The organism is uncultured Devosia sp. (genome assembly GCF_964244875.1).
GTDB lineage: Bacteria > Pseudomonadota > Alphaproteobacteria > Rhizobiales > Devosiaceae > Devosia.
Genome location: NZ_CAXTKA010000007.1, coordinates 1 through 16,115 on the forward strand (window position 1 = coordinate 1; position 16,115 = coordinate 16,115).

Below are 16,115 nucleotides of genomic sequence, written 5' to 3' on the forward strand. Positions count from 1 at the left end.
GGCGGTTGACCTGCTTGCCGGCCGGGCCGGTCTGTTTGGTCACCAGCGTGTTGCCCAGCATCTCTTTGGAAAAGGCGACGACGTCGTCGACCGTCTTGGCCAGCCGCACTCCGCCCTTGGCGTCCGGCCCCAGTTCCTTGAACTTGCCCTTGCCCCGCCCACCGGCATGAATCTGGCTCTTGACCACGTAAAGCGGTCCCGGCAGCGACCTGGCCGCCGCTGCAGCTTCATCGGCGGAAAAAATCGCCACGCCTTCTGCCACCGGCGCGCCATATGACTTCAGCAGCTCTTTAGCCTGGTGTTCATGGATATTCATTGTCTAATCCCCTTGGTGGGTCAATTCCAGCGAGTATGCGCACCGACATTTGCCCTGCGCCCCCTCCCGTCGAGGTGAAGGCCTTTGTTCCAGCCCAGCTTATTTCAGTTTCGGCGCAATGACTTTGCAAGCCTCGATCAGCCCTTCGACTGCCGCGACGGACTTGTCGAATGCCTTCTGTTCAGCAGAATTCAGTGAAATTTCAATGACCTTTTCGGCCCCGCCAGCCCCGATCACCACCGGAACACCGACATAGGTACCTTTGACGCCATACTCGCCGTTCAGATAGGCAGCCGCTGGCAAGACCCGCTTCTTGTCCTTGAGATAACTTTCAGCCATCGCGATCGCCGAGGTGGCCGGGGCATAAAAGGCCGAGCCGGTCTTGAGCAGGCCGACGATTTCAGCGCCGCCGTCGCGCGTACGCTGGATGATCGCGTCGAGCTTGTCCTTGCTCATCCAGCCCATTTTGACGATGTCGGTCAGGGGAATGCCCGCTACGGTCGAATAACGTGGCAGCGGCACCATGGTGTCGCCATGCCCACCCAGCACGAAGGCATTGATATCTTCTACCGACACCTTGAGTTCGTCGGCGATGAAATGCACGAACCGCGAGCTATCCAGCACCCCCGCCATGCCGATGACCTGGCTGGTCGGCAGGCCTGAAAACTTCTGCAGCGCCCACACCATGGCATCGAGTGGGTTGGTGATGCAGATCACGAATGCCTTGGGCGCGTATTTGGCGATGCCTGCACCCACCTGCTCCATAACCTTGAGGTTGATTTCCAGCAGATCGTCGCGGCTCATTCCGGGCTTGCGCGGCACGCCCGCGGTCACGATCACGACATCGGCGCCCTTGAGGTCTTCGTATTTGGACGTGCCGGTAATTTTGGCATCATAGCCTTCGACCGGCGCCGACTGGGAAATATCCAGCGCCTTGCCCTGCGGCACGCCGTCAACGATATCGAACAGCACGATGTCGCCGAGATCTTTCAGGGCCGCCAGATGGGCCAGAGTTCCACCGATCTGCCCCGAACCGATAAGAGCGATCTTCTTGCGCGCCATAAGCCTCATCCCCGACTGCGTTGATTTGGCGCACGTCTTAACCCTACCGGTTCGGAGGGGCAAGTGAACCCTTCGTCTTAAAGCGCCATTGGGTCATGCCGGTGCGCGATGGGCCGGTGTCCGATAGGCATGAGACCGTTACGCGCTGACCTCGCCAGAACCTGTCGCCCGCAACCCCTGTGCAAGATAATCCTCCGACTGCATTTCGATCAGCCGCGACAGAGTGCGCCGAAACTCGAACGCCGTCTTGTCGTCGCTCGCCAACTGCTCGAGCGGTACCGCAAAGCTTGCGCCCAGCTTTACCCCCCGGTCGTAAAGCGTATCGATCAAAAGGATGAACCGCTTGGCCGCATCGCTGCGCGTGCGATCCATTTGCGGCACGTCGTCGATGATGATCGAATCGAATTGATGACTCAGCCGTACGAAATCGCGCGATCCCAAGGGCTTTTCGCACAGATCGCCAAAGCCGAACCGCGCTGCTCCCAGTGCCGTCAATGGCACCGCGATCTGTCGTCCCGTACTCTCAAAACTTGTGGGCGCCCCCGGCTCGCCCCCCGTAATCCGCAGCCATAGTCGGTCCATTGCGTCGCGCGCCGCAGCGCCGGTCCCGACAAAATACACGTCCTGCCCGGCAAACTTGAGCCGCCGAAAATCTTGTGCCGCCGGCAGCGCCGCCACCAGCGTGCGCTCTTTCAGCAGCTTGATAAACGGCACGAACAGTTCACGATTGAGCCCATCCTTATAAAGACCATCCGGCGCCACATTGCTCGTCGCCACCAGCGTCACGCCCGCCGCGAACAGCCGGTCGAACAGGCGGTACAGCAACATCGCGTTGGTAATGTCGTGCACGTGAAATTCGTCGAGGCACAACAGCACCAATCCGGATTTGACGATCGGCTTGACCACCGCTTCCACGGGATCGCTATCGTCGCCCTTGGCCTTCGCCCGTTTGCGAAACGCTGCGATGCCGGCGTGGATCTCATCCATGAATTCGTGGAAATGCACCCGCAGCTTCTGCTTGATCGCCACATTGGCAAAAAACAGGTCCATCAGCATGGTCTTGCCGCGCCCGACCTCGCCAAACAGATAAAGACCCCGGATGGGCTCCGGCCGCTCGATCAGCCGAGCCAGAAATCCGGAATGCTGGCCGCCTTCCAGCCCCGACGCCACCCCATCCAGCAAACGCGCCGCAGCCTGCTGCGCCGGATCACCAGTGAGCACTCCGCGTGCCACTAGCGCCGTGTAAGCCGCGCTGACGGGCCCGTCAGTCTTTGGGGAAGGTGTTGTGGTGCTCACGAATGCCAGCGCCAATTCGGAATTGTTGCCTTAGCTCAGGCGCCGAATCTGGCAAACGTCAGCGCTGCATGGAAATACCCTGGCCGCCGGCGAGCGTGCCGATATAGCGGCCACCACTCTGCGCAACTGCCGCAACCATAGTGTTGTTTTCGTCGAAAATCTGCACCTGGTTGCCGACCTGCTGCCAAGACGCCACGGTGGCAAGGCCCGGCAAGGCGCAACCCGGCGCTGATGCGCGGTACCGGCTGGTGCCTTCCTTGACGGTCAGCGGCAGGTTGAGCCTGCACTGGCTGGTTCCAGCCAATACGGTCCATACACCTTCGGGTCCACCCGTCACCGTGCCCGGCTGGGCCATGGGTGCCATGCCGCCATTGAGATTGGCCGTCTGCACGCTGGAGCCGATCGGCGGCAGGCCGGTGCTTCCGGCAGGAACCGTGTTGTACCCACCCATTGGCTGCGCCTGCACACCGCCAAGCACGGGCTGGCCGGATAGCCCGGGAGCCGGCGCTCCGGTCGTGCCGATCGCCGGCAAGGTGCCTTGCGCTACCGTTGAACTCGCCACCGGCCGCAATGTCGATGGGGCTTGAATAGTGTTGAGATTGGCAGTGTTGGAGGACGACGCGCATCCTACAATGCTCATCCCCATTGCGGCAAAACCAACGGCAGATAACGATCCGCGCACCCAAACCTTCATCGGCTTGCTCCTGCCCTTTAGGGCGTAATAAAGTTAATATTTGGCCGGCTTATAGCCAAACCCCGTTATATGTTCAACCGCCGAACCGCCTATCAGTTCCAGGCCTGCCATTATGGCGATTTTAGGGGCCAACGGCACCGAACGGATCAAGGCGACAGCATTTCGCGCAACAAATCCTGCGCCAGTATTCGAGCGTCGCGCGCTTCCCTTTCGGGAACCTGCACTGGCACGCCACGCGGCCCGAACATGCCAGGCAGTCCCGGCAGGCCCCCTTCTCCGCTTTCAAGTGGATGAAATCCATGTGCTTTCAGCGCCACTATCAGCACCCGCGCCATCGATGAATCCTCGACCTCGGCGATGACTTCAAAGCTCATTGACTGTCTCCGGTTACTGTCGTCAATCCTGATTGTCCTTGCCTGCCGGAGCAACCCACAACCAGCGCCTGCCTTGCATTCGGTGTGCCGAAGTGTTGCATTCCGCCAGCAGGTGGTTTCACCGCATGGTGATTTGCCGAGCCGTAAAGCCGCGGCTTACCTCACGGCCTCTGTTGTGGAGCTGGAATGGGCGCCTATATTCTCCGCCGCCTGCTGCTGATGATTCCGACGGTGTTCGGCATCATGGCCATTTCATTTCTGGTGGTGCAGTTCGCGCCAGGCGGCCCGGTCGAACAGGCGATTGCCAACATGACCGGCGCCGATGCCTCCCTGACCGAGCGCGTGACCGGCAGCGACAGCGGCGATTTCAGCGGCCAGCAGGCCCCGCAGAACAGCAATAACGGCTCGGTCTATCGCGGCTCGCGCGGCCTTTCCCCGGAATTGGTCGCTCGTATCGAAAAGCAGTTCGGCTTCGACAAACCCCCGCTCGAACGCTTTGGCATGATGCTGTGGAACTACGCCCGCTTCGATTTTGGCGACAGCTATTATCGCGACATCTCCGTCATCGATCTGGTCAAGGAGAAGATGCCGGTCTCTATTTCGCTGGGCCTCTGGATGACGCTGATCTCCTATGGCATTTCCATTCCGCTCGGCATCCGCAAGGCCATCGCCGAAGGCTCGCGCTTCGATGTGTGGACCTCGACCATCATCGTCGTGGGCTATGCGATTCCCGGGTTCCTGATCGCCATCGCGCTGATCGTGCTGTTCGCCGGCGGCAGCTTTTGGTCCCTCTTTCCACTGCGTGGGCTTACCTCCGCGGGTTTCGAGAGCTTTCCCTGGTATCGCCAAGTGCTCGATTATGCCTGGCACCTGGTATTACCCATCGTCGCCATGGCGCTCGGGGCTTTCGCCACCACGACCCTGCTCACCAAGAATTCGTTTCTAGACGAAATCGGCAAACAATACGTCACCACAGCGCGCGCCAAAGGCCTGACTGAGCATCAAGTGCTGTATCGCCACGTCTTTCGCAATGCCATGATGCTAATCATCGCCAGCTTTCCAGCCGCCTTCGTCGGCGCATTCTTCGGCGGCTCGCTGCTGATCGAAACCATCTTCTCGCTCGATGGCCTGGGCCTGCTCGGTTTCGAGGCCGTATCCAGCCGCGATTACCCGGTGGTTTTTGCCACGCTCTATATCTTCTCCCTGCTCGGCCTGGTCATCTCCCTGATTTCCGACTTGGCCTATATGTGGGTCGATCCGCGCATAGATTTCGAAAGCCGGCAGGTATGAGCGAGATCGCAACGCAAGCCGCCACGGCCCTGCCACCTGCCGATTGGCTGTCCCCGATGAACCGGCGACGCCTGTCCATCTTCCGGGCCAACCGGCGCGGCCATTGGTCGTGGTGGATCTTCCTTGTGCTCTTCGTGGTTACCCTGGGCGCCGAGCTTCTCGCCAACGACCGGCCCATCCTCGTCAGCTACAAGGGCGAGCTGCTGCTCCCCGCTTTCGTGGATTATCCCGAGTCCAAGTTCGGCGGCTTTCTCGCCATCACCAACTATCGCGACGAATTCATTGCCGGGGAAATTGCCGCCAACGGCTGGGCGGTCTGGCCGCTGGTCCGGTTCAGCTACAACACCGTCGATGGCGCCACGCCCCATTCCGGTGCTGTAGCGCCCAGCTGGCTGATGAGCCGCGACGAGCTTTGCGCGGGCTATCCCCTGCTTGCCGACGATCCGGACTGCAATTGGGGCAATTATCATTGGCTCGGCACCGACGACCGCAGCCGGGACGTCTTGGCGCGCTTGATCTATGGCTTTCGCATTTCCATCCTGTTCGGCCTGGTCCTGACGATTTTCAGCTCCGCTATCGGCGTGGCGGCGGGGGCGGTGCAGGGCTATTTCGGCGGCTGGACCGACCTGCTGTTCCAGCGTTTCATCGAAATCTGGACATCGATCCCGGCACTCTACCTGCTGCTGATTATCTCCAGCGTCATTGCCCCCAGCTTCTGGGTCTTGCTCGGCATCCTGCTGCTGTTTTCCTGGGTCTCGCTCGTCGGCATCGTGCGGGCCGAGTTCCTGCGCGGCCGCAATTTCGAGTATATTACCGCTGCCCGTGCACTGGGCGTTTCCAACCTGACCATCATGTGGCGCCATCTGCTGCCCAACGCCATGGTGGCCACGCTGACCTTCATACCCTTCATTCTGTCCGGCTCGGTCGCAACGCTTACCTCGCTCGACTTCCTCGGTTTCGGCCTGCCCGTCGGCTCCCCCTCGCTCGGCGAGTTGCTCGCCCAGGGCAAGAACAACCTTCAAGCCCCCTGGCTCGGCCTTACTGGCTTTTTCACCATCGCCATCATGATGACCCTCCTGGTCTTTATCGGCGAAGGCGTACGGGACGCGTTCGATCCGCGCAAGACACCCGTATGACCGCTCCTCTCCTCTCCGTTCGCGACTTGACCGTCAGCTTCGCAGGCAATGCCGTGGCAAAGTCAGTGTCCTTCGATATAGCCCCCGGCGAAACCGTTGCGATAGTGGGCGAAAGCGGTTCGGGCAAGTCGGTCACCGCCCTGTCCATCCTCAAGCTTTTGCCGGCAACGGCGACGCTTTCGGGTCAAATCAACTTCAAGCGCCAAGACCTGCTTGCCGTCAGTCCTGCCGAGCTGCGCGCCGTGCGCGGCAACGATATATCGATGATCTTCCAGGAGCCGATGACCTCGCTCAATCCGGTCCATACCATCGGCCGGCAGATCGGCGAGGTTCTTGCCATCCACAAGGGTATGCGGACCAACGCGGCTCGCGCCCAAACCATCCGATTGCTCGAGCAGGTCGGCATCCCCGATCCTGCCAGCCGCCTGACCGCGTTTCCGCACCAGCTTTCGGGCGGGCAGCGCCAGCGCGTCATGATCGCCATGGCCTTGGCCAATGAGCCGGATCTGCTGGTTGCCGACGAACCCACGACCGCTCTGGATGTTACCGTCCAGGCACAAATCCTGACATTGCTCAAAGACCTGCAGCAGCGCCTTGGCATGGCGATGTTGTTCATCACCCATGACCTGGGCATCGTGCGCCGCATTGCCGATCGGGTCTGTGTCATGACCAAGGGCGAAATCGTCGAAGCGGGTCCCGTTGCCCAGGTGTTCGACCACCCCCAGCATGCCTATACCCGGCATTTGCTGGCGGCCGAACCCAAGGGGAAACCGCCGCAAGCCGACCCGGCAGCGCCTGTCGTGGTCGAGGCCACCGGCATGCGCGTCTGGTTTCCGCTCAAGGCCGGCCTGCTGCGGCGCACCGTCGGCCACATCAAGGCGGTCGACGGCGTCGATATCGTCATCCGGCGGGGCGAAACGCTCGGCGTGGTCGGCGAAAGCGGCTCGGGCAAATCAACCCTCGGTTATGCTCTGCTCCGGCTCATTTCCTCGCAAGGACGCATCGTCGTTCTCGGCAACGAGCTTCAGCAGCGCTCGTGGCGTGCCATGCGCCCGCTCCGTGCCGATCTGCAGATCGTCTTTCAGGACCCCTTTGGTTCGCTCAGCCCTCGCCTGTCGGTGGCCGGCATCATCGGTGAGGGCCTCGAGGTCCATGCCCCCCAGATCAGCAAGGCCGACCGTGACGCGCGCGTCGTCAAGGCACTGCAGGAAGTCGGCCTGGCGCCCGAGACCCGCTTTCGCTACCCCCATGAATTCTCCGGTGGACAACGCCAGCGCATTGCCATTGCGCGTGCCATGGTGCTGGAGCCGAAGTTCGTCGTGCTGGATGAGCCGACCTCGGCGCTCGATGTTTCCATCCAGGCCCAGGTCGTCGATTTACTGCGCGAGTTGCAGCAGCGGCACGGCCTGACCTACATGTTCATTTCCCATGATCTCAAGGTCATTCGCGCACTCGCCAATATGCTGATCGTCATGCGCGATGGCCGCGTCGTCGAACAGGGCCCGGCCGCCGCCATCTTCGCGGCCCCGCGCGAGGACTACACCAAGGCCCTGATGGCCGCGGCCTTCAACAGTACCGTGATCTAGCGCCTGGCCGCCTGGCCGCCCAAACTTTCTTGATCTCCCTATACATCCCCTTCATTCCTCCTAAACTAGCGTCCTTGAAGTACGACCCGCCCGGGAGCGCCCCATGAAACTTGCAGCCCTCGCCGCCGCCGCCCTCATGCTGCTCGTCCTGCCCGCTCTGGCCCAGGAAGACAAGCCCGACGCCTGGCTGCATGCCAGCTCGGCCATTGGCGCGCCGAAATATCCCGAGGGCTTTGCCCATTTCGACTACGTCAATGTCGATGCGCCCAAGGGCGGTGTTGTGCGCATGGGTACGCTGGGCGGGTTCGATACCTTCAATCCCATCCTGCCCAAGGGCGAAGCTGCCGGCGGCCTGGGACTGCTCTACGAAACCCTGATGACCCCGTCGGAGGACGAGGTCCTGACCGATTATGGTCTGCTGGCCGAGGCAATGCAATTCCCCGCCGACTATTCGTCCGTCACCTTTCGCATGAACCCCGCCGCCAAATGGCATGACGGCGAGCCGGTCACGATCGATGACGTCATCTGGTCGTTCACGACCGCAAAAGAGCTCAATCCGCTCATCGCCCAATACTATGCCAACGTCACCCAGGTGGCCGAAACCGCTCCCGGCGAGGTCACCTTTACCTTCGATCAGACCGGCAATCGCGAACTGCCCAAGATTTTGGGCCAGCTGCAAATCCTGCCGCGGCACTGGTGGGAAGGCACCGACGCCAAGGGCAACAAGCGCAATATTGGAGCGTCGACGCTTGAGCCGCCATTGGGCTCCGGCCCCTACGAGCTCGCCTCGTTCGAAGCCGGCAAGACCATCGTCTACAAGCGCTCCGAAAATTACTGGGGCAAGGACCACCCCACCCAAATCGGGCAGAACAATTTCGATGAGTATCGCATTGAGTATTTTCTCGACCAAACCGTGCAGTTCGAGGCCTTCAAGGGTGACCAGTTCGACTGGTGGATCGAGCCAGCAGCCCGCCGCTGGGCTACCGGCTACGACTTTCCCGCAGCCAGGGACGGCCGCGTCATCAAGGAACTTTTCCCCCAGCCTTACAACGGCTCGGGCATCATGTGGGCCTTCACGCCTAATCTGCGCGAGCCCAAGTTCCAGGACATCCGCGTTCGCAAGGCCCTCAACTACGCTTTCGATTTCGAGGAGTTGAACAAGACCCTGTTCTTTGGCCAATACCAACGCATCGACAGCTATTTCTTTGGCCTGCCGTTCCGCTCGTCGGGCCTGCCCGAGGGCAAAGAATTGGACATCCTCAATTCGGTGAAGGACCAGATCCCGGCCAGCGTGTTCACCGAATCCTATGCCAATCCGGTCAGCGGCGATCCGCAAAAGCTCCGCGCCAACCTGCGCACCGCCCTGGGCGTGTTGAGCGAAGCCGGCTATACGCTTGATGGAAACCGGCTGGTCGATGCCAATGGCACGCAGTTGAGTTTTGAAATCCTGCTCGATAGCCCCACCATAGAACCCGTCGCCAGCAACCTGACCACCAATCTTGCCCAGATCGGCATTGCCGCCACCATCCGCATCGTCGACGGCCCGCAATATATTAACCGGGTGCGCAGCTTCGACTACGACATGATCTATGAAGCCTGGCCGGAATCCTTCTCGCCGGGGAACGAGCAGCGCTACTTCTGGGGCTCTGCCTCGGCGGATGACGAAGGCTCGCGCAACTATGCCGGCATTGCCGATCCCGGCATCGACGCCTTGATCGACAAGGTGATTTTTGCCGCCGATCGCGATACGCTGGAGGCCGCTACCAAAGCCTTGGACCGGGTTCTGCTCGCCAACGCCTATGTGGTGCCCAGCTACACCATGCTCTCCGCGCGTGTCGCCCGCTGGGATCGTTTTAGCCACCCCGAAGTGCTGCCCGAATTCGGCATTGGCTTTCCCAATGCCTGGTGGTACGACGCGGCCAAGGCGGCAAAGCTCGGCGGCTGATAGCGGCCTTAGTAGTCGGTCTCGTAGAATACGCCGAGGCTGGAGTCCCCGTTCGCCCCGGCGGCCCCTGTGACTTTGAGATCGTCGGTGACGTCAAGGTTGATCGTCACCTTACTCTGCCCGCTGGCGCCGGCCTGCACGCCCAGATACACATTGTCCTGAATGTAGGTTCCGGCCTGCACCGCGACATTGCCCTGGTCGTCGGTCACCACGTCCAGATCATCCAGCCCCGCCGCGCCGCGCAGGCTGTCGAGCAGCGACCCGTTGGAGCTGCCACCCACGAGTTCAGCCGCTGCCGCCGCCAGTTTGGCCAGTTGCAGCGGCGACAATTCGCCAATCCCCCGTTTGAAGATCAGCCGGCTCAACACCTCGTCCTGCGGCAGCACCGGGCTTGAGGTAAAGCTCACGTTGATATCGGACACCCGCCCGGAGACCGTCACGAACACCGTAATGTCGTCTCCTTCCGTGCGCGCAACCAGGTTCAGCATGGGGTCAAGATCGCCCACCAGCGTTACCGAGCCGCTCTCGAAGGTCACCCGCTGGCCCAGAATCGCCAGCCGGCCGCGATTGAGTTGAAACCCGCCCACCGGCTGGATATCCCCGATCGGCCCGGTCAGCCGCACCGAGCCGCCCACTTCGGCGTCGAGGCCGCGGCCGCGGATGAAAATCTGGTTGGGTGCGTTGACGTTGATGTCGAGCAGCAGCCCGCCCGGGCGCGACTGCGGCACGGGGGCGCCGGCGGCATCGACGCGCGCTCGGGCCAGGGTGGCATCGACCTGGGGGGGTGCATCGATATGGCGCACGTCAATCATCGCCGCTCCGCCGCCCAGGCTTTCGGGCACGGTAATATCGGCCTTTTCCACCAGCACATCGCCGCTCAACAGGGGGTTGCCGGTGAGGTTCCCGGTCAGCGTCAGATTGCCCTGGACCGTGGCGACGAACAAGTTGCCATCGGCATAACGTGCTGAATTCAAAGCCAGATTTATGTCGGCGGGAAATCCGCCGCTCAGCCCCACCGAGCCGGAGGCCGCAACCGAACCGCCGGTTGCCAGCCCCGCCGTCAGGCTGTCGATCACCACGCGATCACCATTCAGGCTGGCCGTGCCGTTGATGCCCTGCAGTCGCAAATTGAGTTCCGGATCGATGTAGCCGGCATTGCTGGTCGACACCCGTCCGCTGAACTTGGGGGCCGCGATGCTTCCCGAAACCTGCGCATCCAGGCTCACCGATCCGCTCAACTGCGCACCGCGATCCGCGACGAAACGGCTGGCTAATGCTAACGGCGCGTTACCCTTGAGCGTCACATCAAGGCCATTTCCACCCAGCGGGACGCTACCCGAGCCCGAAACCGTCAAACCACCGGCGCCATTCGCCGAGATGCTCGCGAGGGAGACGGTCTGTCCCGCATAGCTGCCGCTTGTGCTCAGCGTCAGCGGCGCGATGCCGAAATCCCTGATCGCCGCCGCATTGATGCCCGATCCCCGCGCTTCGAACGCCACGCGAGGATCGCTACTGGTGCCGCTGATCGTCGCCCGTCCGTCCAGCGTGCCCGCAAGGCCTAGATCGGGCGCGACGGCATTGGCAATCGAGAGCGGCAGGGCGCTGATGTCGAGCACGATGTCGAGCGCATCGCCGGCCGAGCCGCTGGCGGTAATGCTGCCAGAACCCACGTCGAACCGCACTGCATCGAGCGCCACGCGCGAGCCGGCCACGGTCAGCACGCTGGGCTGCGCCAGCCGTGCCGACAGGTCGCCCTGTTGCAGGGCAGCCCGATCCAGCGCTAGGCGATAGCCCTCGGCGATCGGCGTCAGCGAGCCGGCGACGTCGATATCGGTGCCTGTCGCCAGGCGCGCCTGTGCGTCGAACGCAGTCGTATCGCCCGACTGGCTGGCCTTTGCCGCCAGCGTCGTGACATCGACACCGGCGGCCGCGATATCGGCGCCGTTGAGCGTGCCATTGATCGCCGGGACCCCGAACAGGTCGGTGACATCGGCGCGAATTTCAGCGCTTCCCACCCGGATGTCGTTGACCGACAAGCCCTTGACGGTCCCGACCACCGTGGCCGCCTGCTTTTCTTGCTGTGGCGCCAGCCGCAATTCGGCATCGACCTCGCCCTCGGCATCCAGCAGCGCCAGCGCCGCCGGCACCGAAACGTCGGGCGATTGCATCGCCAGCCCGCCGGTTAACAGCCCGGTCTCAAGGCTCCGGCTCAGATCGCCGCTGATGCGCGTTCCGGCCGCCTGGAAATCCAGCCCCGACAGGGCCTGATTGACGCTGTCGAGCGCGATCGCGGCAGCCAGGCTGGTTTTGAACCCGTCCAGCATGCCATCGCCCGAGATGTCGCCGGTCAGGCCATTGCGGTCGGACCGCCCGGCAAATTGAATCGCGCCCTGCCGGAAATCGCGTCCGGCCAACTGTCCCGCCGCAAGCCGTGCATCCAGGTTCAGGTCGAGCACCCCGTCCTGGCCTTTGGCGGTGCCCACCACCTTGACCGCGCCTTGCGCCTGATCGCTCAACAGCGCCAGGTCGGCCAGATCGAGATTGAACGTGAAATCAGCCATGGCACTGGCATAGGTGCCGTCGGCCGCCAGTTGCACCTGGTTATTGCCCAGCTTGAAATTGTCCGCCAACAGGCCCGCTTCGGTGCGCGCGACCCGGCCCGACAGCGCCACCACGCCCTCCAGGATGCCGTCTGCGACTGTATCATCGAGGCCGAGATTGGTGCCGGTGCCATCCAGGGTCAGATCGAACCCGCCGTTGACCGGGCTGAAGCTGCCATTGGCCTGCAAGCTTAGCGCGCCATCCAATTGGCGCCCCGCAAGGCCCGAAAACGGCGCGATGCTCGAGGTATCGATGGCAATGTCGCCCTTGAACTGGGGCCCGTCGAGGACGCCGGTCAGACCAGCAGTCAACGCCTTGCCCGCCAGGCGGAACTGGGCGAGTTGCACTGGCTCGCCCGCATTCCAGAGCCCCGCAATGCCGAGCCCGATACTGTCGCCCAAGGCGGCCTCGACCGCCTCGCTCCCTGCGATCCCGCTAATGGTCCCGTCGCCGTTGAAAGTCAGCCGGCGCGTCGCCGGATCGCTCAGATTGGCGGCCACGCCGCCCAGCGTCAGCCCCACCGTTTGGGCCGCCAGATCGCCGGTATCCAGAGCGTTGATAACCAGCGTACTGGTCCAGTTCTCCGAATTATCGCGCCCGAAGTCGACCGCGATCTGCGCGCTCCCGACCGTTATCGGGCTGCCCGGCACCGGCAGGCGTACGGGGGTTCCCGCCGCGTCGCCGACCACTGCATTGAGCGTCAACTGGCGCAGGAAATTATCGGGCGTCGTCTCGGCCGTTGCATCGAGGGATAATTGTCCGCCGGTGAGTTTCAGCCCGGAGATGGAAATACCGCCGGCAGAGCGCACCAGGGCATTGGCCGTCAGTGCCGTTTCGGCCCCGAAGAATGGCCGGTACTGTTCGGCCATCAGGCCGGACACCGGTCCGCGCAGGTCGGCGGCGATGGCAAAGCCCTCGGCGGTCTGCGCCACGCTGGCGCCGCCACCCAGCGCCGTCTGCCCATTGGCCTTGAGCGTCAGGCTGGTTTGCAGATCGGCGACCGGCCCCTTGCCCGCTACGCTCAGTTCCACGGCCGGACGGCCCTCGATATTGAGCAGGTTGGCCATGACGCCGTTTTCCGGCTCGACCAGTTGCACGCCCAGATCGATGGCATTGTCGGCTTTGGTATAGGCGACAGCAAGGTTGAGCGTGCCGCCGGGCCCATCCAGCCGCACGATATCGAGCGTCGATGTGAGATTGCCGCCTTCGAGCGTCAGCGCTCCCGCCAGCGAAATCTGCGAGCCCAGCCCGAAGACGTTTTCCCCGAACGTGACCTGGGGAACCGAGAGTTCCTCAAGAATGACCGCCACGGGAAATTCCGGGATCGTCAGGCTTCCCGCCTCGACCGGCGGCAGGTCGACGCCCTCGGCCGGAACCGCATTGCGCAGGTATTCTATCGAATCGGCCTTGAGCGAACGCACTTCCAGCCGACCCAGGAACAGCCCTGCCTGGTTCCAGTTCAGTTGCGCATTGTTGACCCGCAGCCAGACGCCTTCGGCATCCGAAATGGTGATCTCGCGGATCGAGACGTCCGAGCCCAGCGCCCCATCGATGTTGGAAAGCCTGATCTGCCGCTCCGGCGTCGACAGCCGATCCTGCACAAAATTGGTCAGCCAGTCCTTTTGCTCGGCATCGCTCATGGTCAAAACGTCTTGCGCGACGATGGCCACCGGCACCGCGATGGCAAATCCGGCCAGCACCAGAATAAGGAGCAACAGCCGCCGCGGCAGCGAGGTGAGGCGTGCTATCAAAAGGCCTGTCCTATACCGACGTAAAGGGCGTAATCCGAATCATCGACCCGCTTGTTGAGCGGAATGGCCAAATCCAGCCGCAGCGGCCCCAAGCCGGTAAAATACCGCACCCCGACACCCGCACCCAGTTGCAGATCGTCGAGGCCGGGAAACTCGTCGGCCGCGACATAGCCGCCATCGAGAAAGCCGACTACCCCGATATCCTTGGTCACCTTGGCCCGGGCCTCCAGCGATCCTTCCACCAGGTAACGCCCGCCGGTGACATTGCCATTGCCATCGTCGACCCCGATCGACTTGAAGCCATAGCCGCGCACCGAGCCGCCGCCGCCGGCAAAGAACAGGCGATTGGGCGGAATTTCCGCCAGGTCCGGCCCGACCAGCGCCGCCGCCTTGAGCCGCCCCGCCAGAACGAAATTGTCGTCCTCACCGAACCCGAAATAGGTTCGCCCCTCCACCGACAGGCTGGTGGCCACATTGCCGTAGTTGAATTCATAGAACGGCTCGACCCTGGCCGCCGCATAAAAGCCGCTGGTCGCATTGATGGGATCGTCGCGCCCGTCATAGACCGCGCCGGCATAGAGCCCCAGCGTCGAGAAATCACGAAAGCCGAAATCGTCCTCGAACTCGCTGATCTCATAGGCGACGCCACCCTCGAAACTGATCTGGTCGGTCAGCGTATGATTGAGCCCCAGGCGCGCTTCGGCCGAGGTTTCCTGATAGGTGGGATACAGCGTCCGCTCGGCCGAAATGGCCGCGATCAGATCGGTATCGGGCGTGAAGATCCCCGGCTTGGTGAAGGTGCCGCCGAACTGGTAGTCGAATTCGGCCGTATCGATCGGAAAGCCGATCCCCGCGACCTTGGCGTCCAGCCGCAGGCGTTCGGCCCGCCCGAAAAGATTGCGCCACAGATGGTAGCCCTCGATTCCCAGCCCATCGATGGTCGAATAGGTCGCGCCGACGCCAAAGCGCCGCCCCGGCTGCTCCTGGACGATCAGATCATAGGGCAATAGTCCGTCCGCCCCGATCCCGTCCGCGGCTTCCAATCGCGCCGCCCGGAAGACTTCCAGCCGGTCCAGGCGCTTCTGCGCCAATTCCACATCGTCGGGATCGTATTCCTGCCCGACGGCAAGCCCGGTCTGCCAGCGCACGAATTCGGGGTCCATGCGCTCGGTGCCGCTGACCGTAACCGCGCCGAAGGCTGCCCTGGCACCCGGATTGACGATAATCGTCGCATCGACGGTTGAGTGCCCATGATCGGCGACCACGTCGCGGCTGACCACCTCGGCCTTGGCATAGCCCAGTTGCCGCCAGGCCTCGACCGCCAATTGCTCGGCCTTCAGCACCACGCTCGAGCGCGCGATCTCGCCGGCGCCATATCCCTCCTTGGAGGGCGGATCGACATAATCACCGGGATCTTCGGTAGGCGGCGCCTGGTTGACGATCTGGACGCGGTTGAACCGGAACAGCGGGCCCGGCGTCACCAGGATCGTGATCGATACCGGGTCGGGCAGGTCGACGTCCGGCGCCAGCCCCGAGGCTTCTACCCCGCCCACGCGGATGCTGATCGCCCCGCCATAATAACCTTCGTTGTAAAGCGCTGCCAGAATCCGCCGATAATCGCCGCGCGCTTTGGCCAGGAGGCCCGCCGCGCCCGAAGCCGGCTCATCGGCATCCGCCACCAGCGACGAGGCATTGCGCACGGCGTTCTCGGCAGTGCCTGTTTCGGTGACCGAAACGTCAATGGTATAAGGCTGCGGATCGGCCACCACCGCCTCGGCGTCGACCTCGCTTTGATCTTCGAAGAGCTTGAGCCCGAAAAAGTCAAACGCAGCAACAGGCTGCGCCAAACCCATGCTCAGGAGCGGGGCCACGACACTCAGCACGCTTAAACTCGATACCAACCGCGTCAGCTTCAGTGTACTCATCCCGCTCGTTTCGTCCGACCTGCCACGGGCAGACCGACACGGTGACTCCAAGAGCCGAAAGATTCAGTTAAATTTGTTTGTACCGACCGCGCTGACGCCGCGAGCCCTGATGAAAAGCGTTCAACTCGACGACAAGTTT

Annotated in this window: 11 protein-coding genes; 4 read left to right on the forward strand and 7 right to left on the reverse strand. The window is 62.6% G+C overall.

Going from position 1 to position 16,115, the window contains the following annotated elements; all coding sequences use genetic code 11:
* From ACFE8X_RS09745 to ACFE8X_RS09765, 5 genes are all read right to left on the reverse strand, one after another.
* The coding region (locus tag ACFE8X_RS09745; protein WP_375451272.1) for an ATP-grasp domain-containing protein at nt 1-316 on the reverse strand (316 nt) is incomplete at its 3' end.
* Nucleotides 317-415: 99 nt separating this feature from the next.
* The gene (gene mdh, locus ACFE8X_RS09750; protein WP_375451273.1) at nt 416-1,378 is read right to left on the reverse strand and encodes a malate dehydrogenase; all 963 of its coding nucleotides are present in this window, start codon (nt 1,376-1,378) and stop codon (nt 416-418) included.
* A 138-nt stretch (nt 1,379-1,516) separates the two neighbouring features.
* Nucleotides 1,517-2,674, reverse strand: coding sequence for a cell division protein ZapE (gene zapE / locus ACFE8X_RS09755; protein WP_375451274.1), 1,158 nt, complete (start codon nt 2,672-2,674; stop codon nt 1,517-1,519).
* A gap of 58 nt (nt 2,675-2,732) precedes the next feature.
* A complete protein-coding gene (locus ACFE8X_RS09760) occupies nt 2,733-3,314 on the reverse strand; it encodes an AprI/Inh family metalloprotease inhibitor (RefSeq protein WP_375451275.1) in 582 nt (193 codons plus the stop codon).
* 200 nt (nt 3,315-3,514) lie between these two features.
* Nucleotides 3,515-3,742: a hypothetical protein gene (locus ACFE8X_RS09765; protein WP_375451276.1), complete on the reverse strand. Its 228-nt coding sequence runs from the start codon at nt 3,740-3,742 to the stop codon at nt 3,515-3,517.
* Between the two features lie 186 nt (nt 3,743-3,928).
* On the opposite strand from ACFE8X_RS09765, the gene ACFE8X_RS09770 reads away from it, so the two are divergent.
* The 4 genes from ACFE8X_RS09770 (at nt 3,929) to ACFE8X_RS09785 (ending at nt 9,699) form a co-directional block, all read left to right on the forward strand.
* Complete coding sequence (locus tag ACFE8X_RS09770) at nt 3,929-5,032, forward strand: microcin C ABC transporter permease YejB (RefSeq protein WP_375451277.1); 1,104 nt, start codon at nt 3,929-3,931, stop codon at nt 5,030-5,032.
* A complete protein-coding gene (locus ACFE8X_RS09775; protein ID WP_375451278.1) occupies nt 5,029-6,168 on the forward strand; it encodes an ABC transporter permease in 1,140 nt (379 codons plus the stop codon). Before ACFE8X_RS09770 ends, ACFE8X_RS09775 begins: the two co-directional genes overlap by 4 nt.
* A complete protein-coding gene (locus tag ACFE8X_RS09780; protein ID WP_375451279.1) occupies nt 6,165-7,754 on the forward strand; it encodes an ABC transporter ATP-binding protein in 1,590 nt (529 codons plus the stop codon). Before ACFE8X_RS09775 ends, ACFE8X_RS09780 begins: the two co-directional genes overlap by 4 nt.
* A 103-nt stretch (nt 7,755-7,857) precedes the next feature.
* On the forward strand, nt 7,858-9,699 hold the full coding sequence (locus ACFE8X_RS09785; RefSeq protein WP_375451280.1) for an extracellular solute-binding protein: 1,842 nt from the start codon (nt 7,858-7,860) through the stop codon (nt 9,697-9,699).
* An 8-nt stretch (nt 9,700-9,707) separates the two neighbouring features.
* On the opposite strand, the gene ACFE8X_RS09790 is transcribed toward ACFE8X_RS09785, so the two are convergent.
* Nucleotides 9,708-14,051 (reverse strand): translocation/assembly module TamB domain-containing protein, encoded by a 4,344-nt coding sequence (locus ACFE8X_RS09790; protein ID WP_375451281.1) that lies wholly within the window; start codon nt 14,049-14,051, stop codon nt 9,708-9,710.
* Nucleotides 14,048-15,976, reverse strand: coding sequence for an autotransporter assembly complex family protein (locus ACFE8X_RS09795; protein ID WP_375451282.1), 1,929 nt, complete (start codon nt 15,974-15,976; stop codon nt 14,048-14,050). The genes ACFE8X_RS09790 and ACFE8X_RS09795 overlap by 4 nt, the downstream gene beginning before the upstream one ends.
* Nucleotides 15,977-16,115 lie beyond the last annotated feature (139 nt).